19 protein-coding genes are annotated in these 25552 nt (G+C 71.5%); 2 read left to right on the top strand and 17 right to left on the bottom strand.

Features of this window, described 5'->3' with window-relative positions; translation table 11 throughout:
• The 4 genes from AC0IY0_RS03460 to AC0IY0_RS03475 form a co-directional block, all read right to left on the bottom strand.
• Positions 1 to 1698, bottom strand: a complete 1698-nt coding sequence (locus tag AC0IY0_RS03460; RefSeq protein WP_471763083.1) for a methyl-accepting chemotaxis protein — start codon at positions 1696 to 1698, stop codon at positions 1 to 3.
• A gap of 451 nt (positions 1699 to 2149) precedes the next feature.
• Positions 2150 to 2839 (bottom strand): metal ABC transporter permease, encoded by a 690-nt coding sequence (locus AC0IY0_RS03465; RefSeq protein WP_471763084.1) that lies wholly within the window; start codon positions 2837 to 2839, stop codon positions 2150 to 2152.
• Between the two features lie 166 nt (positions 2840 to 3005).
• On the bottom strand, positions 3006 to 5705 hold the full coding sequence (acnA, locus tag AC0IY0_RS03470; RefSeq protein ID WP_419829150.1) for an aconitate hydratase AcnA: 2700 nt from the start codon (positions 5703 to 5705) through the stop codon (positions 3006 to 3008).
• A 465-nt stretch (positions 5706 to 6170) separates the two neighbouring features.
• On the bottom strand, positions 6171 to 6992 hold the full coding sequence (locus tag AC0IY0_RS03475; protein ID WP_147907544.1) for a CDC27 family protein: 822 nt from the start codon (positions 6990 to 6992) through the stop codon (positions 6171 to 6173).
• A 129-nt stretch (positions 6993 to 7121) separates the two neighbouring features.
• Between AC0IY0_RS03475 and AC0IY0_RS03480 the strand changes: the two genes are divergently transcribed.
• Positions 7122 to 8537 (top strand): leucyl aminopeptidase family protein, encoded by a 1416-nt coding sequence (locus AC0IY0_RS03480; RefSeq protein ID WP_471763085.1) that lies wholly within the window; start codon positions 7122 to 7124, stop codon positions 8535 to 8537.
• Positions 8538 to 8546: 9 nt separating this feature from the next.
• On the opposite strand, the gene chrA is transcribed toward AC0IY0_RS03480, so the two are convergent.
• From chrA to AC0IY0_RS03500, 4 genes are all read right to left on the bottom strand, one after another.
• Positions 8547 to 9968 (bottom strand): chromate efflux transporter, encoded by a 1422-nt coding sequence (gene chrA / locus AC0IY0_RS03485; RefSeq protein ID WP_471763086.1) that lies wholly within the window; start codon positions 9966 to 9968, stop codon positions 8547 to 8549.
• Positions 9926 to 11098 (bottom strand): M20 aminoacylase family protein, encoded by a 1173-nt coding sequence (locus AC0IY0_RS03490; RefSeq protein ID WP_471763087.1) that lies wholly within the window; start codon positions 11096 to 11098, stop codon positions 9926 to 9928. The genes chrA and AC0IY0_RS03490 overlap by 43 nt, the downstream gene beginning before the upstream one ends.
• 506 nt (positions 11099 to 11604) lie before the next feature.
• A complete protein-coding gene (cueR, locus tag AC0IY0_RS03495; protein WP_471763088.1) occupies positions 11605 to 12075 on the bottom strand; it encodes a Cu(I)-responsive transcriptional regulator in 471 nt (156 codons plus the stop codon).
• Positions 12072 to 14591 carry a heavy metal translocating P-type ATPase gene (locus tag AC0IY0_RS03500; RefSeq protein ID WP_471763089.1) on the bottom strand — a complete coding sequence of 840 codons (2520 nt, stop codon included), beginning with the start codon at positions 14589 to 14591 and terminating at the stop codon, positions 12072 to 12074. Before AC0IY0_RS03500 ends, cueR begins: the two co-directional genes overlap by 4 nt.
• Before the next feature lie 195 nt (positions 14592 to 14786).
• Here AC0IY0_RS03500 and AC0IY0_RS03505 point away from each other — a divergent pair, with 195 nt between their 5' ends.
• Complete coding sequence (locus AC0IY0_RS03505) at positions 14787 to 15398, top strand: glutathione S-transferase family protein (RefSeq protein ID WP_147907550.1); 612 nt, start codon at positions 14787 to 14789, stop codon at positions 15396 to 15398.
• Here AC0IY0_RS03505 and AC0IY0_RS03510 read toward each other — a convergent pair.
• From AC0IY0_RS03510 to AC0IY0_RS03550, 9 genes are all read right to left on the bottom strand, one after another.
• Positions 15380 to 16654, bottom strand: a complete 1275-nt coding sequence (locus AC0IY0_RS03510; RefSeq protein WP_147938996.1) for an ATP-binding protein — start codon at positions 16652 to 16654, stop codon at positions 15380 to 15382. The genes AC0IY0_RS03505 and AC0IY0_RS03510 overlap by 19 nt on opposite strands.
• A gap of 22 nt (positions 16655 to 16676) precedes the next feature.
• Entirely contained in the window at positions 16677 to 17765 is a 1089-nt protein-coding gene (locus AC0IY0_RS03515) for a lysylphosphatidylglycerol synthase domain-containing protein (protein WP_147906425.1), read from the bottom strand.
• A 151-nt stretch (positions 17766 to 17916) separates the two neighbouring features.
• Positions 17917 to 18546, bottom strand: a complete 630-nt coding sequence (locus tag AC0IY0_RS03520; protein WP_471763090.1) for a uracil-DNA glycosylase — start codon at positions 18544 to 18546, stop codon at positions 17917 to 17919.
• Positions 18536 to 19294: a PIG-L deacetylase family protein gene (locus AC0IY0_RS03525; RefSeq protein ID WP_471763091.1), complete on the bottom strand. Its 759-nt coding sequence runs from the start codon at positions 19292 to 19294 to the stop codon at positions 18536 to 18538. Before AC0IY0_RS03525 ends, AC0IY0_RS03520 begins: the two co-directional genes overlap by 11 nt.
• Before the next feature lie 18 nt (positions 19295 to 19312).
• Positions 19313 to 20551 carry a glycosyltransferase family 4 protein gene (locus AC0IY0_RS03530; RefSeq protein ID WP_147906411.1) on the bottom strand — a complete coding sequence of 413 codons (1239 nt, stop codon included), beginning with the start codon at positions 20549 to 20551 and terminating at the stop codon, positions 19313 to 19315.
• 148 nt (positions 20552 to 20699) lie between these two features.
• On the bottom strand, positions 20700 to 21572 hold the full coding sequence (locus AC0IY0_RS03535; protein WP_471763092.1) for a sugar phosphate isomerase/epimerase family protein: 873 nt from the start codon (positions 21570 to 21572) through the stop codon (positions 20700 to 20702).
• Positions 21569 to 23170, bottom strand: coding sequence for a YcaO-like family protein (locus AC0IY0_RS03540; RefSeq protein ID WP_471763093.1), 1602 nt, complete (start codon positions 23168 to 23170; stop codon positions 21569 to 21571). The genes AC0IY0_RS03535 and AC0IY0_RS03540 overlap by 4 nt, the downstream gene beginning before the upstream one ends.
• Positions 23171 to 23320: 150 nt before the next feature.
• Positions 23321 to 24316, bottom strand: coding sequence for a Gfo/Idh/MocA family protein (locus AC0IY0_RS03545; protein ID WP_419829142.1), 996 nt, complete (start codon positions 24314 to 24316; stop codon positions 23321 to 23323).
• The gene (locus tag AC0IY0_RS03550; protein ID WP_471763094.1) at positions 24316 to 25497 is read right to left on the bottom strand and encodes a class I SAM-dependent methyltransferase; all 1182 of its coding nucleotides are present in this window, start codon (positions 25495 to 25497) and stop codon (positions 24316 to 24318) included. The genes AC0IY0_RS03545 and AC0IY0_RS03550 overlap by 1 nt, the downstream gene beginning before the upstream one ends.
• Positions 25498 to 25552 lie beyond the last annotated feature (55 nt).

A 25552-nucleotide genomic window follows, 5' to 3' on the forward strand; every position in this document is an offset into this window, starting at 1 on the left:
TCAGGCGGCCCGGATTCCAGCGAGGAAGCGGGACACCTCGGCGTTCAGGCGCCCGGACTGGTCCGAGAGCGTGGCGGCCGCCCCCAGGACCTGGGTCGCGGCCGCCCCGGTCCGCTCGGACGCATCCGCGACGCCGACGATGTTGCTCGTGACCGCACCGGTCCCCAGCGCGGCCTCGGAGACGTTGCGGACGATCTCCTGGGTCGCGGCACCCTGCTGCTCGACCGCGGCCGCGATGCTGGCGGTGACGCCGTCGATCTCGCCGATGCGGCTGGTGATCCCACCGATGGCCGCCACGGCATTCTCGGTCACGGCCCGGATCGCGCCGACCTGGCCGGTGATCTCGTCCGTGACCCGGGCGGTCTGGCCGGCGAGCGCCTTGACCTCCGTCGCCACCACGGCGAAGCCCCGCCCCGCCTCGCCGGCGCGCGCCGCCTCGATGGTGGCGTTGAGCGCTAGCAGGTTGGTCCGGTTGGCGATGTCGGCGATCAGCCCGACCATCTCGCCGATCTTCGCCGAGGTCTGGCTCAGGGCCTGAACCAGCTTGGTGGTCTCCCCGGCCTCCTGGGCCGCGATCCGGGTGAGCCCAGCCGAGCCCGTGACCTGACGTCCGATCTCCTGCACCGAGGTTCCGAGCTGTTCCGCGGCGGCCGCGACCGTCTGGACGTTCCCGGCCGCCTCCTCGGCCGCCGAGGCGACGGTGGCGGCCTGCATCGCCGCCAGGCTGGCGGTGTCGGTCATGTCCTGGGCGGCTTTCTGCAGCGCGCTCGCCGATGTCGAGACGGTGTCGACGATGCCGACCATGGTCTGCTCGAAGCTGTCGGCCAGCTCGGCACGGGCACGCCTGCGCTCGGACGAGGCCGCCTGATCGGCGCGACGCCGGATCTCGGCCTGCTCGGCAGCCTCCGCGGCGACCAAGCGCTTGATCCCTTCCACGGCGCGCCCGACGGCACCGATCTCGTCGCCGCGGGCGGCCTCGAGGATCTCGCTGTCGGCCTCTCCGCGCCCCATGCGCTCGAGGGTCTGGACCAGCCGTTTGAGCGGGGCCGTCACGCCGAGAACGACCACGGCGACGCCCGCCCCGATGGCGACGGCAAGGCCGATTGTTGCCGCCGCGACCAGGAGAAGGGTCGCCCGGGAGGCCACCCCCTCGGACTCGTCCCGCTCCCGTTGAAGGTCGCCCTTCAGGACATCGACCCGAGCCTGTATCATCTCCACCAGCTTGGCCCGGAGCGGATTGCCCTCGGCCAGCAGGATGGCGCTGGCGGCTTCGGCCTCCCCGCGCTCCGCGCTCGCGGCAACCCGATCGACCACGGCGCCGAACGCCGTCAGGATCTGCCGCAATGTCTCCCCGGCCGAGCGCCGCGCGGGCGTGTCGGCCATCTGCATCAGGGCATCGAGCAAGCTGAACGCGTGCGCCGTGTTCTGCTTGATGAGGGTCTGGTACCCCGCCATCTGCGACTCGCGCGTTTCGAGGACGAGGTTGCGCGCCTGGACGGCGATCTCACCGAAATCGATCTGGAGGCCGAGGATCATCGCGAGGCGGTTGGCCTGGACATCGACGATCTGCCGGGTCTGGGCCGATTGGGCGATCAGGCTCGCACGCGCGTAGACGATCAATCCTCCGGCGGCCAAAGCCACGATGACGAGCGGAATTGCAAATTTCACGAGAATTTTTGCGTCACGCAACAATTTCATCGTGCCGATCCCGCATCTTGGAAACTCGATCCAGGATATCTCGTATCATCGCGAAAACATCAACGGCCAAAATAGCCTGGACGACGGCGGAGATACGGGCGTCATAGTAGAGATTTTGTAGATCTCACCAATCCGTTGTCACACATTTTTCTATGAAAAACGGTCCCACACCCTAATAATATTATTCTTCGTCTGTTGTCGACAAATCCAGCGCGGTTCTGAGCTGTCGCCAGCCTCAGCGCGTGGGCGACAAATCTCTCGCTGGTGCGCAACGCCGCTTCGTGCCGACGATGTGTGCGATCGCCGCCGGTGTCCCGCGACAGCGAGCGTTGCCACAGAACCCTCCGCGCGGCCGGCCATGCCCCCGGGAACCAAGAGAACGCCCGCGTCGATGAACAACCCGCGCGCCGCAGCCAGCCGTGCCGACCGCGGCGCGCGAGACTCCCAAACCTTACATCGGCGGGGTCAGGCCGTCCTTGCCGACCGCCACGAGCTTGCCCTCGGCCTTGGCGCCGTCCTTGGCGACCACGGCGAAGACCTTGGAGCCGGGGGCCAGGATCGCCTTGTCGGCCGGCTCGAAGGCGACGATCGGGGCCGAGGCCGGCACCACGATCTCCTTGGACCCGTCCTTGCCGTAGCTCACCGTCAGGGTGCGCTCACCGCCCGACGCCGCCTTGTCGGCCTTCACGGTGCCGTTGGTCATCGCGCTCTTCACCTTGGGGGCGTTGGCGGTCTCGGCTTTCACGGTGCCGTTGGTCATGGCGCTCTTCACCTTCGAGCCGGCGCCGCCGGTCTGGTCGGTGATCGTGTCCCAGCCGTAATGGCCCTCGCCGGTGCCGCGCATCGACTCGGGGAACAGCACGACTTCGAGTGCGGTCATCGGGTTCTCGCCCTTGGTGGCGGTGCCGATGAAGACGCCGTCCTTGATCGCATCGAGGCTCGACGGGACCACCCAGGCGAACTTCGCGCCGCCGACATCCACGGTCTCGGACTTGCCGTCCTCGGTCTTGATCGTGAGGGTGGTGCCCTCGGCCTTGTCGATGGTGCCGCGGACGCGCTCGACCTGGGCGGCGAAGACCGCGCTCGATAGGAGCGCCGTCAGTCCGGCTGCGGCGGCGAGGGTCTTGCTGAGATGCTTCATCGGGGGTCCCATCCTGGCTTCAGGAGCCGGGTTATGGGGCGCTGGCCGCGCTGAACAAGGTTGTGCGCAAACGAAACGTCCTCGTCCGAGCCAAAAAGAAGGCGGCGCCCTGGGGGCGCCGCCTCTGAAAGACCGGGTGGGCGGCGCGGACGCCGCCCGTCGTGGATCAGGCCGCGAGCGAGCGCAGCACGTAGGGCAGGATGCCGCCGTTGCGGAAGTATTCCAGCTCGTCGAGCGTATCGATCCGGCAGGTGAGCGGCACCTCCATCTTCGATCCGTCGGCCGCGGTGATCGCCGCGACCAGGGTCTGGCGCGGCTTCAGCTCGCCCGACAGGCCCTTGATGGTGACGGTCTCGTCGCCCTTCAGGCCGAGCGACGCCCAGGAGGTCTCGCCCTGGAACACCAGCGGGACGATGCCCATGCCGACGAGGTTCGAGCGGTGGATGCGCTCGAAGCTCTCGGCCACCACGGCGCGGATGCCGAGCAGCTTCGTGCCCTTGGCCGCCCAATCGCGCGACGAGCCGGTGCCGTACTCCTTGCCGGCGAAGACGACGAGCGGCGTGCCGCTCTCGGCGTATCTCTGCGCCGCGTCGTAGATGAACATCTTCTCGCCGGACGGCTGGAACAGCGTCCAGCCACCCTCGACCACGGTGCCGGACGGATCCCGGACCATCTGGTTCTTGATGCGGATGTTGGCGAAGGTGCCCCGCATCATCACCTCGTGGTTGCCGCGCCTTGTGCCGTACTGGTTGAAGTCCTGCACCCGGACCTGGTGGGCCTGCAGGTACTCGCCGGCCGGCGAGGCCGCCCGGATGTTGCCCGCGGGCGAGATGTGGTCGGTGGTGATCGAGTCGAGGAAGAGCCCGAGGATGCGGGCGTCCTCGATGTCCTCCACGGGCTTGGGCGTCTTCTCCATGCCGACGAAGTAAGGGGGGTTCTGCACGTAGGTGGAGCCGGGGTTCCACGCGAAGGTCTCGGCCTCGGTGACCTCGACGTCCTTCCAGTTCTGGTCGCCACCGAACACGTCGGCGTAGCGGCGCTTGAACAGCTCCGAGGTGATGTTCTCCTCGATGAACTGCTGCACCTCCGCGGACGACGGCCAGATGTCCCGCAGGTAGACCGGCTTGCCGTCGGAGCCGTGGCCCAACGGCTCGGTGGTGATGTCGATCTGCATCGAGCCGGCGAGCGCGTAGGCAACGACGAGCGGCGGTGAGGCGAGGTAGTTCGCCCGCACGTCGGGGTTCACCCGGCCCTCGAAGTTGCGGTTGCCCGAGAGCACCGCGGCGGCCACGATGTCGTTGTCGTTGATCGCCTTGGAGATCGCCTCCGGCAGCGGCCCGGAATTGCCGATGCAGGTGGTGCAGCCGAAGCCGACGAGGTTGAAGCCCAGCGCGTCGAGGGGCTCCTGTAGGCCGGACTTCTCGAGATACTCGCCGACGACCTGCGAGCCGGGGGCGAGCGAGGTCTTCACCCACGGCTTGGAGCGCAGGCCCTTGGCGACGGCGTTGCGGGCGAGCAGGCCCGCGCCGATCATCACGGAGGGGTTCGACGTGTTGGTGCAGCTGGTGATCGCCGCGATCACCACGTCGCCGTGCCCGATGTCGAAGTTCGTGCCCTCGACCGCGTAGCGGCTGGCGAGGTCGGCGGCCTTCTTGAACTCGGTCTCCATCGAGGCCGCGAAGCCCGGCTTGGCGGCGTCGAGCAGCACCCGGTCCTGCGGGCGCTTCGGGCCGGCCAGCGAAGGCCGGACCTCGCCCATGTCGAGCTGCAGCGAATCGGTGAAGACCGGGTCGGGCGTGTTCGCGTCACGCCACATGCCCTGCGCCTTGGCGTAGGCCTCCACCAGGGCGATCCGGTCGTCGGCGCGGCCGGTGACTTTCAGGAAGTCGATGGTGCGCTGGTCGATCGGGAAGAAGCCGCAGGTGGCGCCGTATTCGGGGGCCATGTTGGAGATCGTGGCCCGGTCGGCGACCGCCATGTCGTCGAGGCCGGGGCCGTAGAACTCCACGAACTTGCCGACCACGCCCTTCTTGCGCAGCATCTGGGTGACGGTGAGCACCAGGTCGGTGGCGGTGGTGCCCTCGGGCAGCTTGCCCGACAGCTTGAAGCCCACGACCTCGGGGATCAGCATCGAGAGCGGCTGGCCGAGCATGGCCGCTTCGGCCTCGATGCCGCCGACGCCCCAGCCCAGCACCGCCATGCCGTTGACCATGGTGGTGTGCGAATCGGTGCCGACCAGCGAATCGGGATAGGCGATCTCGGCCCCGTCCTCGGACTTCGTCCAGACGGTCTGGGCCAGGTATTCCAGGTTCACCTGGTGGCAGATGCCGGTGCCCGGGGGGACCACGGAGAAGTTGTCGAAGGCCGATTGGCCCCACTTCAGGAAGGTGTAGCGCTCGCCGTTACGCGAGTATTCCAGCGCGACATTGTCGGCCAGCGCCTTGGGGGTGCCGAACTCGTCGACGATCACCGAGTGGTCGATGACCAGATCCACCGGCACCAGCGGGTTGATCTTTTGCGGGTCGCCGCCGAGCGCCACCATGGCGTCGCGCATGGCCGCCAGATCGACCACGGCCGGGACGCCGGTGAAGTCCTGCATCAGCACCCGGGCGGGCCGAAAGGCGATCTCGACCTCGGCCTTGCCCTTCTCGGCGAGCCAGCCGACCGTCGCGGCGATGTCGGCCTTGCGGACGGAGCGGTCATCCTCGAAGCGCAGCAGGTTCTCCAGCAGCACCTTCATGGAGAATGGCAGCGCGGTGGCGGAGGCGAGGCCGTTCTTCTCGGCCTCGGGGATCGAGTAGTAGGTGTAGGTCTTGCCGCCGGCTTCGAGCGTCTGGCGGGCCTTGTAGCTGTCGAGTGATGGCACGGCTGGTTCAATCCTCGCTGCGGGTTGTCGAACACGCGCAGGCAAAACCTGCGCTACGAAGTCTGTGTTCGGCCTGTGTAGCGCCCGACGGGCGCGCGCCGCCCCGGGAGTGCCCGGGCAGGACGATGCGCGGGGGCGATTTGGACGCCCGTGGAGCCGCGCGGCGCAGCCAGATCCCGATATAGAACTTTTCGAATCTGGCCGCTACCGGGTTGCGATGACAGCCGCGCTACCCTGTCGGGCGCCGGAGCGGGTTCCATGCCGCAGCATCCCGGGGGAAGGCGCGCATCGTGCCGGAAAGCGGACGGCGGCCGCACGGACCTCCCCTCCCCTTCTGTGGGAGGGGAAAACCTGCCTGGGCCCGGCCTATACCCTCATGCGTCGGCGAACCGGAAACATCATAGCCCGCAGCGGGATCCGGAAGGCGCGCGGCAGATCCGGACGGTCACCGTCGCGGGATAGCCGTCACCCCCGCTCCGGCGTCGGAGCCCCCGACAACGCCTTGAACCGATTCGGCTGAGCGGCGAGCTTGCGCAGGGACGCCACGTTGGAGGCGGCCTCATCGGGCCCCATGTCCCGGCGCAGGACGGTCTCGGCGTCGGCGAATCGGCCTTTCAGGCCGAGCACGAGGGCGAGGTTCGCGCGGACGCGGGCGTCGGCTCCGGGTTGGTCGGCGGCGAGCCGCAGGGTCTGCTCGGCCTGGTCGAGGTTGCGCGACAGCGCGTAGGACAGGCCGAGATTCGACAGCAGCGACGGCTCGTTCGGCCGGATCTTGAGCGCGGCCTCGTAGAAGCTCTGGGCCCGGGCCTGCTCACCGAGTTGCGCGGAGGCCGAGCCCTGCGCCGACAGGATGCGCCAGTCGGGCGAGGCCGGGGAATGGGCGTTGGCGAGGACGTCGATCGCCTCGCGGTAGCGACCGGCCTCCACCAGCGACTTGCCGTAGGCGCCGAGGATGAAGGTGTCGCGCGGGTTGCGCAGGGCCGCCTGCTGTAGCACCGCGGAGGCCTGGGCCGCCTGGTCGTTCGACCGGAGGGCGCGGGCATATGCAAGGGCCGCGCGTCCGTCGCCCGGATTGGCGTTGAAGCGTTCGGCCAGCCCGTCGAGATCCTGGCGTGAGGCGACCTCCTGGCGCGGCGCGACCGACCGACCGGTGACATCGCCGATCGAGCCGGTGGTCTCGGGGGAACGGGTGTTGCAGCCGGCGAGGCCCAGCGCCACGATGGCCGCGGCGGCGAGGCCGCGGGTGGAAGCCAGGGTCGTGGTGACCCGGATCGGGGCCGTCATCATGGTGCGCTCCGCCGGCACTGGCCGGGCGGGCTCCGACCCACGCTTCACCCTCCCGGCCGGCCGGTGATAGAGCGTTAACCCTAACCACCGGTTAAGCCGCTGCCGGCCCGACCGCCGCACGAGAGGCACATGACACAGGCCGACATCCCCGCGACGCACGCCGCCCTGCTGCCCGCCGACACGCCGTCCGCCGACACGCCGTCCGTTCCGGTCACCCTGGTGACGACGGCGTCCTGGACCGAGGCCGAGGCGGCGCTGGACCCAACGCAGCGCAGCTTCGCGCGGGCGCTCGGCTTCAAGCCGAAGGCCGGGAGCCTGGCGCTGCTGCCGGGCCCGGACGGCGGTCTCGCGCGGGTGCTGTTCGGCCTCGGCGATCCGGAGGCGGCCACCTATGACCGGCTGATCGCCGGCAAGCTGCCCGCCCTGCTTCCGGACGGGACGTTTCGCCTGGAGAACGCCCCCGACCCGGCCGAGGCCGCGTTGGCCTGGCTGATGGGCAGCTACCGCTTCGGCCGGTACCGGACTGCCGGGGGGACGAAGGCGCGGCTGGCGGCGCCGGCCGGGATCGACGGGGCCGAGGTCGCGCGGGTCGCCGCCGCGGTGGCGATGGGCCGCGACCTGATCAACACCCCCGCCAACGATCTCGGACCCGCCGAGATCGAGGCCGCCGCCCGGTCGCTGGCCGAGCGCCACGGGGCGTCGATCGACGTGACGCAAGGCGAGGCGCTCGCGCGGGAATTCCCCCTGATCCACGCCGTCGGGGTCGCCTCGCCCCGGGCGCCACGCCTGATCGACCTGACCTGGGGGCCGGCGGACGCGCCGCGGGTGACCCTGATCGGCAAGGGCGTCGCCTTCGACACCGGCGGGCTCGACATAAAACCCTCCGCCGCGATGCTGCTGATGAAGAAGGACATGGGCGGTGCCGCGGTGGCGCTGGCGGCCGCCGACATGATCATGGGCGGGGGTCTGCGGGTCCGCCTGCGCGTGCTGATCCCGGCGGTGGAGAACGCGGTCTCGGGCAACGCCTTCCGCCCCAGCGACGTGCTGCCCAGCCGGGCGGGCTTGAGCGTCGAGATCGGCAACACCGACGCGGAGGGGCGGCTGATCCTGGCCGACGCGCTGGCCCTTGCCGACGCCGAGGAGCCCGCGCTGATCCTCGACTTCTCGACCCTGACGGGCGCCGCCCGGGTGGCGCTCGGGCCGGATCTGCCGGCGTTCTTCACCGAGGACGAGGCCCTGGCGGCCTACGTCTCGGAGGCGGGGCGGCGCGCGATCGACCCGATCTGGCGGATGCCGCTCCACGCCCCCTACGCGAGCCTGCTCGACTCCAAGGTCGCCGACCTCAACAACGTCTCGGGCGGCCCGTTCGCCGGGGCGATCACCGCGGCCTTGTTCCTGCGCCGCTTCGCCCCGAAGACCAAGGCGCACGGCCATTTCGACCTTTACGGCTGGAACCCCGCGACCAAGCCGGGGCGGCCGGAGGGCGGCGAGGTCCAGACCGCCCGGCTGACCTACGCGCTGCTCAAGGCCCGCTACGGGGCCTGACTGCGCCGGTCAGGCCAGGCCCGCCAACCGCAGCAGCATCCCGGCCCCGGCACACAGCGCCAGGGTCGGCAGCGCCCCGAGGCCGAACCGGAAGACCGCCAGGATTGCCGTCAGCGTCAGCACCAGGGCGGCGGGATCGAGGCTGGCGGGCACGGGCAGGTCGAGGCGCAGCGGCCCGAGCGGCACCGACCGGACCTCGGAAAACAGCGTCCGCAGCCCGAACCAGACGGCGAGGTTGAGGATCACGCCCGCCACCGCGGCGGTGATCGCCGACAGGGCGCCGGCCAGCAGGCGGCTGCCGCGCAGGCGCCCGATCAGCGGCGCCCCGGCGAAGATCCAGAGGAAGCATGGCGCGAAGGTGACCCAGGTCGTCAGCAGCCCGGCCAGCGTTCCCGCCAGCAGCGGCGGCAGGGTGCCGGGCGCCCGATAGCCGGCCAGGAAGCCGACGAACTGAAGCACCATGATCAGCGGCCCCGGGGTGGTCTCGGCGAGCCCCAGCCCGTCGAGCATCTCACCGGGCCGCAGCCAGCCGTAATGCTCCACCGCCTGCTGGGCGACGTAGGCGAGCGCCGCGTAGGCCCCCCCGAAGGTCACGACCGCCATCTTGGCAAAGAATACGGCCACCTGCCCGAAGACCGGGGGCGGCCCGGGCAGGAGCAGCAGGGCGGCCACCGGCAGGAGCCAGATCGCCAGCCACAGGGCGGCGACGCGCAGGGATTCCTCCGGCCCCGCACGCTCGCGCGACAACATCGCCTGGCCGATCAGGAACCCGCCCTCATCGCCCGCCTCGGTTTCGGCGGAGGCCGGCGCGGGCCTGCGTCCCAGCACGAGGCCGAGGGCGCCCGCCGCGACCACGACCAGAGGGAACGGCACCGCCAGGACGAAGATCGCCACGAAGGCGGCCGCCGCGATGAGCCGATCCGCCCGTCCGCGCAAAGCCCGGCCGCCGAGGCGCCAGAGCGCGTGCAGCACGATGGCGAGCACCGCCGCCTTGAGCCCGAAGAACAGTCCGGCGACGAGGTCGACCGCGCCGTACAGGACGTAGAGCCAGCTCAGGCCCATCAGGGCGAGCAGTCCCGGCAGCACGAACAGCCCGCCCGCGACGAGGCCGCCGGCGGGGCCGTGCATCAGCCAGCCGATATAGGTCGCGAGTTGCTGCGCCTCCGGGCCGGGCAGGAGCGTGCAGAAGCCGAGCCCGTGCAGGAAGCGCCGCTCGGAGATCCAGCGCCGCTCGTCCACCAGGATGCGGTGCATCACGGCGATCTGCCCGGCGGGGCCGCCGAACGACAGGGCCGCCACCCGCATCCAGACCGGGACGGCCTGCCGCAGGGTCGGGAGCGGGATAGGGTCCGGGCCCGCCGGGCCCGCACCGTCCGTCACGCCGCCGGTCAAACCGTCCGGGGCAGCGCCGTCTCGATCAGGCGCGCCCACAGCGACGCCCCGTACGGGGTCGCGGAATCGTTGAAATCGTAGTGCGGGTGGTGGAGCGAGGCACTGTCGCCGTTACCGATGAACATGTAGGCGCCGGGGCGGCGGCCGAGCATGTAGGAGAAGTCCTCCGCCGTCATCATCGGCGCGACGGTCCGGTCGACATTCTCCACGCCGACCAGCGCCTCGGCCACGCCGGCCATGAACTCCGTTTCGGCTGGGTGGTTCTCGGTGACCGGGTAGCTCGACCCGTATTCGACCACGCCGGTGGCGCCGAAGGCCCCGGAGACCTCGGTCACCAGGGTTTCGATCCGTGCCTTGACCTGGCTGCGCACCGCCTGGGACAGCGTGCGCAGGGTGCCCCGCATGGTCACGCTCTGCGGCAGCACGTTGAACGCCTCGCCGGCCTCGAGCGCGCAGACCGAGACCACGGCGGATTCGAGCGGATCGAGGTTGCGCGCGACGATGCTCTGCAGGGCGATGATCACGTGGCTCGCCACCAGCACGCTGTCGACGGCGTTCTGCGGCAGCGCCGCGTGGCCGCCCCGCCCCTCGATGGTCAGGGTGAAGCGGTCGGTGGACGCCATGATCGGCCCCGGCCGGATCGCGAAGGTGCCGACCGACATGCCGGGGATGTTGTGCATCCCGTAGACCGATTCGATCCCGAACCGCTCCATCAGGCCGTCCTCGACCATCGCCTCGCCGCCGCCGCCGCCCTCCTCGGCCGGCTGGAAGATCAGCACCGCGGCGCCGTCGAAGTCCCGGGTCTCGGAGAGGTACTTGGCCGCCCCGAGCAGCATCGTGGTGTGCCCGTCATGGCCGCAGGCGTGCATCGTGCCCGGCACCGTGGAGCGGTAGGGCAGGTCCCGGACCTCCTGGATCGGAAGGGCGTCCATGTCGGCGCGCAGCCCGATGGCGCGGTTCGAGCTCCGGCCGTTGCCGCGGATCACCCCGACCACGCCGGTCCGGCCGATGCCGGTCTCCACCGTGTCGCAGCCGAAGGCCCGGAGCTGGTCCGCCACGAACCCCGCCGTCCGCTCCACGTCGTAGAGCAGCTCCGGGTGGGCGTGGAGATCGTGCCGCCACGCGGTCATCGTGTCGGCGAAGGCGCGGATCCGTTCGAGGGCGGGCATGGGTCCGGGACTTTCGTGGCCTTGAGGTCTCGGCGAGAGACTCGGCCGTTCCAGCAAAGCCGGGGCCAGACGCGGCGTCAACGGCCGCGCTTGTCGCGCGAAACTCCGAACCGCCTTGGATCGATGATTTTGGACGTTGTTCGACGGCTTAATGCGCCTTGCCAGTCAGCCACAACATGCCAAATCCAAGGGCAAGCCCCGCAAGCGGAACAGCGAGGAAACTTGCGAACTGAAATGTCGTCATGGGTCCAGACTCCCGAGACGGGATCGTGCCACCAGATGTGGGGTACTACTCGACAACGAGCAAACGCCGAGCAGAATGAGAGCGCCGACAAGGAAGCCATGTTGCTCCGTGACGATACCAAGGGCCGTGATGAAGGGCGAGAGGCCGCCAACAGCGAAGACAGCGATGGACAAGCCATTGATATAAGTCGCCGTCAGCTTCGCCTGCTCGTTGGCGACAAGCTTACGCCGAGCGTCCACCTCCGGTATTATACCCGTCATTCTCACACCCTCCGCACAGGTCTCCGCTGACCCAGACCGCGACTCGATGTTCGAGTTAAGCGCGGCCCATCCTCCGTGGCGAGGTCATCGAGGATCGGGCAATCGGGCCGCGCGTCGCCGCAGCAGCTCTCGGCGAGGCGCTCCAGAGTCCGGGCCATGCCCTCCAGCTCGCCGATCCGGCGGCGCAGGTCGGCGATCTGCTCCTCGGCGATCGCCTTCACGCCGGCGCTCGGCCGGGCGCGGTCGCGCCAGAGCGCCAGCAGGTCCGCGATGGCCTCGACGCTGAAGCCGAGGTCGCGGGAGCGGCGGACGAACCGCAGGGTGTGCAGGTCCGCGTCGTCGTAGTGGCGGTAGCCCGCCTCGGAGCGGGTCGCGGGCGGCAGCAGGCCCGTCGCCTCGTACCACCGGATCATCTTGGCCGAGACGCCGGTGCGCCGCGCCGCCTCGCCGATGGTGATGGGTCCCGCGCTCATGCCGGCCTCGGCACCGGCGCGGATGCTTCGGCGGCGGGCGCGGCCCGGCCCCCGGCCCGGCGCAGCCGCAGGGCGTTGCCGAGGACGAAGACGCTCGAGAACGCCATCGCGCCCGCGGCCAGGACCGGCGACAAGGCCGGGCCGCCGAACGGCACCAGCAGGCCCGCGGCCACGGGGATCAGGGCCGCGTTGTAGGCGAAGGCCCAGAACAGGTTCTGGCGGATATTGGCCATCACCGCCCGGGACAGGGCGAGCGCCTCCACCAGCGCCTGCGGCTCCCCCGACATCAGCACCACGTCGGCGCTCTCGACGGCGATGTCGGTACCGGTGCCGATGGCGAGGCCGACATCGGCCTCGGCCAGCGCCGGGGCGTCGTTGATGCCGTCGCCGACGAAGGCTACGGGCCCATGCGCCGCCCGCAATCTCTCGACCGTTTCGACCTTGCCCCCGGGCAGGATCCCAGCGGCCACCTCGTCGATGCCGAGGCTTTTGGCGACCCCGGCGGCTGTGCGCGGGTCGTCGCCCGTCACCATCGCCACGACGAGCCCCTGCGCCGTCAGCGCCGCCACGGCCTCGCGGGCGCCCGGCTTCACCGGGTCGGCCACGGCCAGCAGCCCAGCATGGCGACCGTCGAGGGCGAGGTGTATCGGGCTCTTGCCGTCCTCGGCCAGCTGTCCGGCGCGGGCGGCGAGGTCCGGGTCCAGGGCGATGCCGAGCCGGTCGAGGTAGCGCGGCGCGCCGAGAGCCACGCTTCGGCCCGCGACCTGTCCGGACACGCCGAACCCCTCCACCGCCTCGAAGCGCTTGGGCTCGAGCCTGTCGTCCAGGCCCCGGGCGCGGGCGGCCGCCACCACGGCGCCGGCCAGAGGATGCTCGGACCGGCTCTCCAGGCCGGCCGCGAGGGCCAGTGCCTCGTCCTCCGCGAAACCCGAGGTCACGAGAAGATCGGTGACCCGCGGCCGGCCCTCGGTGAGGGTGCCGGTCTTGTCCAGGGCGACGACGCGCACGTCGCGCAGCCGTTGCAGCGCCGCGCCGTCGCGGAACAGGATGCCCCGGCCCGCCGCCCGCCCGGTCCCGACCATGATGGCGGTGGGCGTGGCCAGCCCCATGGCGCAGGGGCAGGCGATGATCAGCACTGCGACGGCGTTGACCAGGGCCGGCCCGAGGGCGGGGGCCGGGGCCAGGATCAGCCAGCCCAGGAACGTCGCGAGCGCGATCCCGATCACCGCCGGCACGAAGCGCCCGGTGACGCGATCGACCAGCGCCTGGATCGGCAGCTTGCCGCCCTGGGCCCGCTCCACCATGGCGGCGATCTGCGCCAGCACGGTGGCGCCGCCGACCGCGTCGACCCGGAGGTCGAGGCTGCCGCGCCCGTTCAGGGTTCCGCCGACCATCCGGTCCCCCGGCCCCTTCCGCACGGGCAAGGGCTCCCCCGTCACCATGCTCTCGTCGACGTGGCTCGTGCCGGACACAACCACGCCGTCGGCCGCGACCCGCTCGCCGGGTCTGACGCGGACCACGGCGCCGATGCGGAGTTCCCCGAGCGGCACCTCGACCTCCGACCCGTCGCGGATCACCCGGGCGGTCTTGGGCGCCAGATCCATCAGCCGCGTGATCGCCTGACCGGTCCGGCCCCGGGCGCCGGCCTCCAGCGTCCGCCCGAGCAGGATCAGCGTGACGATCAGCACGCTGGCCTCGAAGTAGAGATGCGCCGCGCCCGCGGGCAGCAGGCCTGGGGTCAGGGCCGAGACCAGGGAGTAGAGGTAGGCGGCCCCCGCCCCGAGGGCGACCAGGGCGTTCATGTCGGGATGGCCGCGCAGCAGGCCCGGCACGCCCCGCAGGAAGAAGCGGCGGCCGGGCCAGGCGAGCACCAGGGTCGCCAGGGCGGCCTGGACCAGGGCTGTGGCCTGGCTGGCATGGAAGCCGGGCAGGACGTGGCCGCCCATGTGGCCGCCCATGTCGAGGACGACCACGGGGGCGGACAGCAGCCCCGCCACGGTGAGGGCGCGGCGGAGCGCGCGGCCCTCGGCCTGCTGCCGGGTCGCGGGATCGGTTCGCGGCCCGTCGTCGAGGGGCCGGGCTTCGTAGCCCGCCGTGGCCACGGCCGCGACGAGGTCGCCGACGGAGACCACGCCCTCCGGATGGCGGATCGCGGCCTGGCCGGTGACCAGGTTGACGCTGGCGCCGCTCACCCCCGGCAGGGCGGCGAGCGCGCGCTCGACCCGTCCGACGCAGGACGCGCAGGACATCCCCGCGACGGCGATCCGGCTCTCGGTCTCCGGGATCGGGTAGCCGGCATCCGCCAGCGCGGCCGCGGCGTCGGCCGGAACCGCGCGGCCGCCGAGGACGAGGCTGGCGCGGTTGGTGGCGAGATTGACCGCCACGTCGCGGGCACCGGGCAACGCCTTCAGGGCGCGCTCGACCCGCCCGACGCAGGACGCGCAGGACATCCCATCGACGGGGAAGCTCAGGGAGACGTGTTCGGGCACGGGGGCGGTTCCGATCGAAGCATCCATGCCGCCTCAGATGGGGCTTCCCATCATGGGAAGGTCAAGGGCCTCCTGGATCGCATTGCCGAATCGGGATCGGGCCGACACTGTGCGGCCATCGGTTTGCGACCGGCGGGAGAGGGAGATGCGCTCGGGTCCAAGCCGTTGCCCGCATCCCGCGGCGCTCTGCGAACGATTTGACCCAGCCCTGCGAGGCCTCCGATGACCGAACCGCTGACGCTCTACGGGGATCCGGGTTCCGGCAACTGCCTCAAGGTCAAATGGGTGGCCGATCGTCTCGGCATCCCGTCGATCTGGCGCACCATCGACGTCCCGGGTGGCGGCACACGCGATCCGGCGTTCCTGGCGCTGAACCCCGCCGGCCGTGTCCCGCTCGTCGTGTTTCCCGATGGCGAGACCCTATCGGAATCCAACGCGATCATCGTCTACCTCGCGGAAGGCTCGGCGCTCGTGCCCGAGGCGGCCCGCGACCGCGCCCGCATGCTGCAATGGATGTTCTGGGAGCAGTACAGCCACGAGCCCTACATCGCGGTCCGCCGGTATCAGCTTCATTACCTGAAGCGCGCACCGGACGCGCTCGATCCGAAGCTCGCGGAACGCGGCACTGACGCGCTTCGGCTGATGCAGGCGACGCTCGAACGCGCGGCCTTCATGGCCGGCGATGCGCTGACGCTCGCCGACGTGGCGCTGGTCGCCTACACCCGCATGGCCCACGAGGGCGGCTTCGACTTGGCCGCCTACCCGGCCATCCGCGCCTGGATCCCGCGGGTCGAGGCCGGGCTCGGGATCGGCCCCTATGCCGGCCCGGCCTGATCGGCGACGCGGGCCACCTCCGCGTCGCCGCCGTATTCCGGCAGGCTGACGCGCACGACCGTCCCCCGGCCGACCGTGCTGTCGATGGCGAGGCGACCGCGGTGGCGGTTGAGGCTGTGCTTCACGATGGCGAGGCCGAGCCCCGTCCCGCCCCGGGCGCGGCTGGAGGCGACGTCGACCCGGTAGAAGCGCTCGGTCAGGCGCGGGATGTGCTCGGGCGGGATCCCCGGGCCGTCATCCGTCACGGACAGCACGATCCGCCGGCCGAGCCGGGTATCATCCTCGCGGCTCAGGGCGACGCCGACATGGCCGCCGCCGTACTTCACGGCGTTCTCGATCAGGTTCTCGATCACCCGGGCCAGCTCGTCGGCATCACCGGGCACGGGATAGGGGCCGTCGCCGTCCGCGAACCGCACCGTGGCGCCCCGCGCCTCGGCGGGCGGCCCCTGCGCGTCGACCATCTGCCGGGCCAGCGCCCCGAGATCGACCACGGTGGTAGGGGCCACGTGCTCGCGCAGCTCGATCCTTGACAGCGACAGCAGGTCGTCGATCAGCCGGGTCATGCGCAGCGCCTGGACGCGCATGATCTCGAGGAATCGTTCGCGGGCCTGCGTGTCCTCGCGGGCCGGGCCCTGCAGGGTCTCGATGAAGCCGATCAGGGTGGCGAGCGGCGTGCGCAGCTCGTGGCTGGCATTGGCCACGAAATCGACCCGCATCGCCTCGAGGCGCCGGGCCGAGGTGAGATCGCGCAGGAACAGAACCGCGCTGACCCCCGACCCATCGGGCATCGGCAGGGCGCCGATCTGGACCTCGAAGGTCCGCTCCAGGGGCACCCGGGTCGACAGGGGGACCCGGCGGGGCATGCCAGAACTCAGCACCGCCTCGACCCCGTCGAGGACCTCCGGGCTGCGCAGCGCGAAGGACAGGGGCCGGGCCTGGAGCAGGGCCGGCAGCAGCGCCCGGGCCGCCGGGTTGGCCTCCACCACCAGGGTGCGGCGGTCCACCAGGATGACCGGATCGGGCACGTGGGCCAGCAGCGCCTCGGCGATCGCGTGGCGCTGGGCCGTCGCCGCCGGCCGCGGCACCGGGGCTTCCGGGCCGCGCCCCCCGAGCCAGCCGCCCAGGCAGACCGAGCCGAGGCCGGCCAGGATCAGCGGAAGGTCGAGCCGGCCAGACAGCGCCAGGGCGACGGCGAACAGGCCGGCCGCGATTGCGGCGCCCGTCCAGGCCTGGGAACTGCGCGGGCGGTCGGTCATGGTCGACGGCGGTCCGGTGGAATTACCGGGACTCGGTGTCGTCGGGCCAGGGGCGGCCGGACGGGCCGGCCGTGCCTTCCGGCGGCCCCGGATCGCGCGCGCCGCCGGCCCGCTTCACGATCTCGTAGAGGCCGAGCATCGCCAGGGCGACGACGAACGGCACGACGTAGTAGCAGCCCCGGAACAGCAGCAGCGAGGTCAACACCTCGTTGCGCGGCAGGCTCGACAGGGCGAGCAGAATGGTGGCCTCGAACACCCCGATGCCCCCGGGGGCATTGGAGGCGATGCCCAGCATCGCGGCCAGCACGTAGATCGCCAGGAACGTGGTGAAGCCCAGCGTCATCCCCTGCGGCAGCAGCACGTAGAGCACCGCCGCCGCCGCGCAGACGTCGCCGATCCCGACGATCATCTGGCCGATCGAGACCGAGGCGCCCGGCAGTTCCAGCCGCCACTGCTTGACCGTGATGCTGCGCTTCTTGGCCGAGACCCAGGCTAGGTAGCCCAGTACCAGGCCCAGGGCCACGAGGCCGACGCCCTGGTTGATCCGAATCGACGTGAAGGCGAGCCCGGCGAGCTGCCCGGCCTCGATGATCAGGCTCAGGCCCAGCACCACGCCCATGCCGAGCCAGAAGGTGAAGCCCGCGATGACCGTGAGCGCGGCGATCTTGGCTGTGGACAGGCCCTGCCGGGCGTAGATCCAGTAGCGGATCGTGCCGGCGGTCAGCAGCGGGAAGCCGAGGGTGAAGCTCACCGCGTAGCTGGTGAAAGAGGCGAGCGCGGTGATCCGGTACGGCACCTTGATTCGGAGCTGGCGCAGGGCCAGCGCGTCGTAGCCCGTCAGGAACAGGTAGCTGATCCCGACGAACAGGAAGGCGAGGCCGAGCTGCTCGCCGGTCGCCGCCGTCACCGCCGCCCGCACCTCCGCCCAGCTCACGCTCTGGACGAGCTTCCACAGCACGCCCAGCGAGACCGCGAACAGCACGATGCTGGCGGCCGTGCCGATCCAGGCATACCGGCTGCTCCAGCTCTTGCGCGGCTTGTCCGCGACAGCGTCGTGCTTGACCGGCTCGACCGGCTCTGCCGGTCCCCGGTGCTGTCCCTGAAAGTTCATGCCGTTCGGCGTCCGCCCTTCCGGCTGCGCGGCCCGGCCGAAGGCCTGCGCCCGTACCGGATGATCCCGGACCGCGGCCCGTTGCCTCGCCATGTAGGCCGAACCGGCGCCCAAGGCCAGGGAAGGCCGGGATCCGATGAGGATCCGATCCTCACCGCGCGGCGCGGCACAGGATCGCCGCGGCCTCGGAGAGGCCCCGCCGGATCCGCGCGGGCACCTCCGGGGCGGTGCAGACATAGGTCGGGCTCGGGTGGGGGACCGCGATCAGCGGCAGGCCCGGACGCAGGGCCGCGATCGCCGGCGCCGTCCCGCCGGCGGTGCGCCCGGCCAGCACCGCCACGGCGAGCCCGGGCAGCAGGTCCAACAGCGGCGCCAGATAGGGCGCGGCCGCCGCGACCTCCGCCCGGCGCGGAACCCGGTTGAGGGCGCCCGCCTCGTGGATCAGCCAGGGCACCGCGTTCCAGATCAGGGTGTCCGCCCGCGCGATGCCGGCCTCCCGCAGGAAGCGGAACAGGTTGGCGGCGGTGCCGTTCGCGCTGTCGCGGGTGACGAAGCCGGTGCGCAGCACGGCCGGCCCCGGCGTTTCCAGGAGCAGCAACATCCTGGCCGCGACGCCGCCATCCAGCGGATCGGGCACCGGGACCGGCGCGCCCCGCTCGGCGACGATCCGGTCGGCCAGCGCGCGGATCGGGGCGATGTGGGGCGCGTCGATCAGGGCCCGGCGGGCCGCGAGCGCAGCCGGGTCGGCGAGGGATTTCGGCGCCTGCGGCTCAGGCGGCATCGAGACCGGGGATCGGCGCGGCGAGGCGGCCGGTGAGGCGGAAGCGCTCGATCCCCTCCTCCCGGGCGAGCCGCGCGTCGAGGCCGGCCGGTCCGCCGAATTGGAACCCGATCTGGCTGCCATAGGCCGCGCAGGCGGCGCGCTTGCGCGCCTGGGCCTCTGGATCGAGCGTCATCCGGTGCGCTGGCAACCCGGCGAACAGCGCGGCCAGGGGCTCCCGGGGTGCGGCCTCGCGGACCGTGTAGGGGAAGTCGCGCCACCACAGGATCGGGGGCAGCCCGTCGAGGCCGCGCAGGGCACGGACGGCCTGGACGTGGTCGACATGGCCGCCGATGGCCTGCGGGGCGAGGACGAGATCGGGCCGCTCCGCGGCGATCAGAGCCGCCAGGGCCGGCGCCAGGTCGGCCGTGATGGCGTCATCCCCGCGCGTCTGGGAAAACAGTTCCGGCGCGGAGCCGTAGCCCCGGTGCGGCGCCTCGCGGAACGGCAGGTGCCGGGGCGGCGCGATCCCGAGCGCGGCCGCGGCCTGGATGTCCTCGGCCCGGCGCAGGGCCATGTAGTCGACGGCGGCCGACAGGCCCTTGTCGAGCTGGCAGGCCAGCGCGAACCCCGTCGGGTCGGCGACGCTGCCGGTGAACAGCGTCGCCATCACCACGTGCCAGCCCTCTCGGCCGAGGCTCGCGAGCAGTCCGCCGCAGGAGAAGGCCGCATCGTCGAGATGGGGCGAGAGGGCGAGGGCTATCGGCACGCGGCGGGGCTTCCTGCGTCAGAGGAGGTGCGGCTCGGCGCGGAAGCGGCAGGTGGGATCGTCGGGCAGGTCGATGGAGAAATCCGTGGCCGGGCGCTCATGCTGAACGCGTCCGTACACCTCCATGATCTGCCGGCCGACGGCGCTCCAGGAATAGACCCGGCGGCATTCCTCGAGGCCGGCCGTGGCCAGGCCGCGGCGCAGCTCGGCGTCGGTGACGACCCGGGTCAGTGCGGCGGCGAGCGCCTGAACGTCGCCCGGATCGACCATCAGGCCGTTCTCGCCGTCGCGCAGGCAGTCCGAGACCCCGACCGCGTGGCAGGAGACCACCGCGAGCCCCGCCGCCATCGCCTCCAGGATCGTGTTGGAGAACCCCTCGGCGTAGGTCGGCGAGACGAACACGTCGGCCCGGCGGTAGAGGTCCGGCACGTGGCCGTACTCGGCATAGCCGGTGAAGGCGATGTCCCGCGGCGCGAAGGCGAGGTCCGTGGCCAGCGCCTGGGCGGGATCCACGTCCGGCCCGATACCCGAGATCGTGGCGGCGAACGGCGTGCCCTGCGCGCGCAGGATCGCCAGGGCGTTGATGAAGTCGAGCACGCCTTTCCGGCGGTCGACCCGGCCGTGGTAGAACAGCCGGATCGGACCGGCATGCGGCGCCGGCAGGCCGTCGGGTGTCCCTTGCGCGAAGCGGTCGGTGTCGACCGCGCCGGGCACGATCGTGAACCGGGCCGGATCGGAGCCGAGGCGCTCGCAGACCTCGTCCACGAAGGACGCGCCGCCGATCAGCAGGGCGTTGGCGTGGGCCAGGACCTCGCACATCGCCACCCGGTGGGTCTCGCAGCAGGAGCCGACCCAGTGGCCGTCGCCGCCCTGGATCGAGACCACGCTCGGCACCCCGAGCTTTCGGGCGGCGAGCAGGACCGCCCAGCCGGTGGGATAGCCGTACTGCGCGTGCAGCACATCGAAGGGCGTACGCGCATGCTCCCGCTCGATCGCCTCGACCATGGTGGCGATGTCGCGCTCGAAATCGCCCGCCTGCTGCTCGCCGAGCTGCTCCAGGCCGATCACCCGCACCCCCGGCACGGGTGGCGGCGGGCCGCCGCCATAGACGCGGGTCCCGAAGGCATCGCCCCGGTATTGCGAGATCATCGTCACGTCGTGGCCGGCGCCGACCAGCTCGCGCAGCAGGTTCTGCGCGTAGACGCTCATGCCCGAAATCGCCGGGAAGTAGCGGCGGCTGAGGAAGAGGATTTTCATCGGGCGACACCGAAGGGCGAGGGTCCCCTTCCCCGTGCGGGGAGGGGTAGGGGTGGGAGTGGCGCAGTCGGCACCGTGGCGCTCCATCCTGCGCGACCCCCGCCTCCAGCTCCTCCCCGCATAGGGGAGGAGAGGTGCGCTCGTCCGGTCACGGCCATTGCCGGCGGGTCTCTTGTTCGCTGGCGAGGACCGGGCCAAGCCGCCGGCAGGCGCGGAGGTAGTCCAGCGCTTGCGGGATCATCACGTCGGCCCGGTGGCTCTCCCGAGAGAGCTCGACGCAGACCAGCTTGCCGAAGCCGACCGCCTCCAGCGCCTCCAGCACGCTGGGCACGTCCATATCGCCCTCGCCGAAGGGCAGGTGGATATGGCTGCCGCGCTTCATGTCCTCGATCGCCACGGTGCCGGTGCGGTCGGCGAACTCGCGGACGGCCGCTGCCGGCTCGCGCTCGCCGGTGACGAGGCAGTGGCCGGTGTCCAGGGCGAGCTTAAGCCCGGGGACGTCGAGGGCCGCGTAATCGTCCAGCGTCTCGATCAACATGCCGGGCTCGGGCTCCAGGCACGGCACGATCCCGGCCTCGGTGGCGAAGGCCGCGACCTCGTGCAGCCCCTCCGCCAGCCAGCGCCGGGCTTCGCCGTGCTCCACGCCGGGCTTGGGCACGCCCGCCCAGAACGAGACCGCCTCGGCGGACAGGATCGCACCGATCTCCACCGCGCGCTTGAGGAAGCCGACCCGCCGGGCGCGCCCGGCGGCGTCGGCGGTCACCAGGGTCGGCTCGTGCTTGGCATTGGGGTCGAGCAGAAAGCGGGCGCCGGTCTCGATGACGCAGGCCAGCTCCAGCCGTTCCAGCAGGCTCGCGACCCGGCCGGCCTCCGCGGCCCAGGTCTCGGCGAACGGATCGAGGTGGTGGATGTCCAGCGTCAGGGCCACGCCGTCGTAGCCCGCGGCCTTAATCAGGTGCAGCGCGTCGTCGAGGCGATGGTTGGCGGCGCCGTTGGTGTTGTAGGCGAAGCGCAGGGTCACGCCGCTCTCCCGGTCTTCTGGGCGAGCCGGAACGGCGCGTGGTGCGATTCCGGTTCGCGGTAAAGCGGATAGTGCCGGCCGACGATCTGCTCGGCGAGGGCGGTATCGAACAGCGGCTGGCCGCCGAACCGCTCCAACGCCTCCGGGGTCAGGCGCACCGGGCGCAGGGTCTCGCTCTCGGTGCCGAACCGGATCAGCGGGTGGTCGCGCTCGATCAGCTTGCGCGTGTTGCGCTCGCCGATGCGGTAGTAGCTCATGGTCTCGACTTCGAGCCCCGGCACGATCGCCTTGACCACGCCGACGCTGCCGCCGAGCGGCGAGCAATCGACGTAGAGCACGTCGAACCCCGCCTCCAGCAGCCGGTCGCAGGCGATCTTGCCCCGGGCATGGCCGTCCGGGGCCGGGGTGGAAGGCAGATCCGCGAACCGCTTGGTGCCCCGCTGGCTGTAGACGGTGTCGGACAGCACGTCCCGGAGGCCGGCGGCCGGCATCTCGATCCATTCGAGCATCGCCTGAAGGGCGCGGCTCTCCTCGAGATCGAGGCTCGGCAGCGCCTTCTGGATGAACGCATCGACGTAGCCGGGCGGGGTCACGGTGGCGGCCATGTCGAGGGGGCCATGCCCGAAGGTCTTGCGCACCCGCGCCGCTTGGAACTCCAGCAGGGCCTTGCGCAGCGCCCGCTCCCGGTCCGGATCGCAGGCCTCGCCGCAGGCCGAGAGCGCGATCGGCGCCGGGGTGCGGGCCGGATCCTCGTCGTAGCCGACGACGTAGAGGTTGGTGAGGCCGAACTGGTCCGTGGCGAATTTCGGCAGCGCCCGGATGCCCAGCTCCTTGAGGCGGGCCAGCATCGCGGCGTTCTCCGGCCCGATCCCGTCGAGGTCGAGCATCACGCCCTGGTCGAGCGCCCGGAACAACAGGCCGTTGCCGTCGCGCTGGAGCAGCTCCAGGACGCCGTGACCCAGCGCGAAGGGCACGTCGGGTCCGGCGCCGAGGCCGTTGGTGATCAGATTGGTGAAAGGCTTGTAGCCCTCGGACAGCTCGAAATAATCGGTGGCGGCCACATCGAGCGGCATCAGCACGATCTCGCCGGTGGCGTGCCGGACCGTCGGCGTCCATTCGAGCACCGTGTCGCGGCCGACCGGGGAGCCCGCGGGCAGGCAGAGGGTCAGCGGGTCGGCCACCGAGGCGGCGCCGTAGACGCGGGCGAGGTCGGTGTAGCTCGCCCGCTCCTTGGCCCGCGGCAGCACCGCCAGCGACGGCATCAGGTTCTCGGCAATCTCGGCGACGGCCCCGATCAGCGCTTCCTCGTCGGTGGCGCCGTAGCCGATGCCGGACGGCATCGCGCCGACGAAGAACGGGTCGTCAAGGAACAGGGCGACGAACCAGACCGGGACGCCGGTGCGATCCAGCGGCGCCAGGGGGAAGCCGACCACGCGGCCCTCAGGCAGGACGTCCAGATAGGCCTTGACCGGGTCGGGCAGGGCCGCGGGCAGCCCCTCGATCGGCCTCTTGGCCCCGAAACGGTAGGGCCGCGGCGCCTTGATCCGGTCGTGGCGGGCGCGGTCGTCCTGGTCGTGGATGGCGTCTGGGTTGGTCAAGTCGTGTTCCCGTCTGGTCGTCTCGGATCGCCTCGTACCGCGTGCCCCCTCCCCTCATCCCGACGTGGCGCGAGGCGGCCTCGAAGGATAAGGGGCCGGGTGGGACATCCGGGCTTCGGCTCAGCGGTTGCTCATTCTCAAGGTGCGCGCCTACCCCTGCCCATAGGCGCGGGCGACGAGCCGCATCGTGTGGAGATCGCGCGGAGCCGACCATGCAGTCCGCTCCTCGGGCCGGCGCAGCGCCGAGCCGAAGGCGCGGACCTGTTCGGCGAAGGGCGAGGTGTCGGCATCGAAGGCCTGCGGTTCGGAACGCCCGGTCACGCCGTCGATGAACAGCAGCGTGCCGCCTGCCGTCTGGCCCATCGTGTTCTCGGCGACGAGCATGCCCTTGGTGCCGACGATCTCCAGGCGCCGGCGCGGGAGCGCGTCGGGGCAATTGTAGGCCACGTGCAGGCTCGCCAGCGCGCCGCCGGCGGTGCGGCCGATCAGCAGGGCGCCGTCATCGACCGAATAGTCCTGGGCGCGGGTCTGGGTCAGGGCCGCGAGATCCGCGATCGGCTCGCCGAGCAGGAAATCCACGAGGTCAAGCCCGTGGGGCGCGAGGTCCATGAGGGCGCCGCCGCCGGCCTGGGCGGCGTCGATCCGCCAGTTCGGCTGGCCGGCCTCCGACCAGTCGCGCCCGAGCCAGCAGGCGTAGACGATCCGCACCGTCGTGACGGTGCCGAGTCGCCCGGCCTCGACCTGAGCACGAATCGCCCGGTGGGCCGGATGGTGCCGCTGGTCGAACGCCGTCCCGTAAAAGATTTTTCGGTCCCCGACAGCCCGCACGATGGCGTCCGCGTCGTCGAGCGTCGCCGCCATGGGCTTCTCGCACAGAATCGCCTTGCCGGCGGCGGCCAGTGCCTCGACGGCACCGCGATGCAGGTGGTTCGGTGTCGCCACGTAGACCGCCTCGACCTCAGGCTCGGCCAGGAGGCCAGCCAGATCGGAATGGGAGCGGGCACCCGCGCGCTCGGCCGCTGCACGACTCAGCGGATCGGGATCGCACACGGCCACGAGTCGGTGCCCGGCGGCTCGGATGCCCGGGGCCATGTAGTCGCGGGCGACCCAGCCGTAGCCGACGATGCCCCAGCCAACCGCGTCCATCACCAGCGCTCCGGCAGATCGACGAATTCGCGGGCGCGGACGCGCTGCGTCTCGGGCCCGTCGATGCGGCCGTCGAAGGTGATCTGCGCGGGGCCCGGCGATCGCATCGGGTAGGTGGCGCGGGGGGCGTATTCCGCCTCGTAGCGCTCGGAGGGCCAGCGGATCGCGTAGCCGTCCCCGTCCGGCCGATATAGCGGGTTGAGCCACACGACGGTGCCGGCCTTCGGCAGCGTCAGACCGTCCACCACCGCGCGCGGAGCCGGACGCATACCGGAGCCGGCCACCACCGAGAACGCCTCGCAGCTCCGCAATGCCGCGGGCTCCTGGGGAACCGGCGCCCGGGCCTCGACCAGGGCGCGGGTCAACTCGGCATCGTCGTACACGAGGGCGTCCGGGAACAGCTCGGCGATCTCTTCGGCGGTGACGGCCCGGCCGGCGGAGAAGCCCGGGCAGTCGCTGTTGTGGATGTGACTGAGCGCGAGCCAGCCGTCGTCCCCGGCATTCAGCCGCAGGTTCTCGAGCAAGGCCGCCTTATCGTCGAGGAAGTAGAAGGCGTCGTTGCAGGCCACGAGATCGACCGGCGCGCCGGGAATCGGCCAGTGCGGCGAGCCGGCGTCGAAGCAGACGAGTTGCGCCTTCGGCCCCACGACCCAGTGGCGTGCGACCCAGAGCTTGGCGAAGACCACGTCGGCGCCGGCGGTCTTGCAGCCGCGGCGCTCGAGTTCCCGCAGGTAATGGCCGATGCCGCAGGCGAATTCGAAGACGCAGCGCGGCTCGTTCCAATGGGCTTCGAGCAGCGTCAGGCCGGCCAGGAAGGTCGGGTCGGTCCAGCGATGCAAGAAATAGTCGCCGACCCGGCCCCAGCCGAGCCAGTCGACCGCGTCCCGGAGGGTCGCGTCGCGCCGGCCCTTGATCAGCCGGATGATCCCGGCCGGGTCGGCTGGAGGGCCGTTCCACCAATCGTCCTGATCGACCAGCAGGGCGGCTAGGGCTTCGTCGGACTCGCCCGCGTCGAGATGGGCCAGGACACGCTCGACCAGCGCCTCGCGGCCGACCCGCAGGTACGGGATGCCGTCGATGACGGGCCAGCGCGCGCCGGTGCCGGCGTCGCGCAAGGCGTGCGGCGCATCGGACTTCAGGGGGTTGCCGGTCTGCGGCGATCGGAGTTCGAACGGGATCATGGGCTCTCGAGACCGCCCCGTCAGATGGGCGACCGGGTCTGACGGACAACGCGAG

This window comes from Methylobacterium sp. AC315, from assembly GCF_979253755.1.

What these genes read in the sequence shown, in the direction of transcription:
- cueR (WP_471763088.1), bottom strand. Translation starts at nt 12,075, where the DNA reads ATGAGCGCGGGACCCATCACCATCGGCGAGGCGGCGCGGCGCACCGGC.
- AC0IY0_RS03480 (WP_471763085.1), top strand. Translation starts at nt 7,122, where the DNA reads ATGACACAGGCCGACATCCCCGCGACGCACGCCGCCCTGCTGCCCGCC.
- AC0IY0_RS03465 (WP_471763084.1), bottom strand. Translation starts at nt 2,839, where the DNA reads ATGAAGCATCTCAGCAAGACCCTCGCCGCCGCAGCCGGACTGACGGCG.
- AC0IY0_RS03500 (WP_471763089.1), bottom strand. Translation starts at nt 14,591, where the DNA reads ATGGATGCTTCGATCGGAACCGCCCCCGTGCCCGAACACGTCTCCCTG.
- AC0IY0_RS03475 (WP_147907544.1), bottom strand. Translation starts at nt 6,992, where the DNA reads ATGATGACGGCCCCGATCCGGGTCACCACGACCCTGGCTTCCACCCGC.
- AC0IY0_RS03530 (WP_147906411.1), bottom strand. Translation starts at nt 20,551, where the DNA reads ATGAAAATCCTCTTCCTCAGCCGCCGCTACTTCCCGGCGATTTCGGGC.
- AC0IY0_RS03515 (WP_147906425.1), bottom strand. Translation starts at nt 17,765, where the DNA reads ATGAACTTTCAGGGACAGCACCGGGGACCGGCAGAGCCGGTCGAGCCG.
- AC0IY0_RS03520 (WP_471763090.1), bottom strand. Translation starts at nt 18,546, where the DNA reads ATGCCGCCTGAGCCGCAGGCGCCGAAATCCCTCGCCGACCCGGCTGCG.
- AC0IY0_RS03490 (WP_471763087.1), bottom strand. Translation starts at nt 11,098, where the DNA reads ATGCCCGCCCTCGAACGGATCCGCGCCTTCGCCGACACGATGACCGCG.
- AC0IY0_RS03510 (WP_147938996.1), bottom strand. Translation starts at nt 16,654, where the DNA reads ATGACCGACCGCCCGCGCAGTTCCCAGGCCTGGACGGGCGCCGCAATC.
- AC0IY0_RS03545 (WP_419829142.1), bottom strand. Translation starts at nt 24,316, where the DNA reads ATGGACGCGGTTGGCTGGGGCATCGTCGGCTACGGCTGGGTCGCCCGC.
- AC0IY0_RS03460 (WP_471763083.1), bottom strand. Translation starts at nt 1,698, where the DNA reads ATGAAATTGTTGCGTGACGCAAAAATTCTCGTGAAATTTGCAATTCCG.
- AC0IY0_RS03505 (WP_147907550.1), top strand. Translation starts at nt 14,787, where the DNA reads ATGACCGAACCGCTGACGCTCTACGGGGATCCGGGTTCCGGCAACTGC.
- AC0IY0_RS03550 (WP_471763094.1), bottom strand. Translation starts at nt 25,497, where the DNA reads ATGATCCCGTTCGAACTCCGATCGCCGCAGACCGGCAACCCCCTGAAG.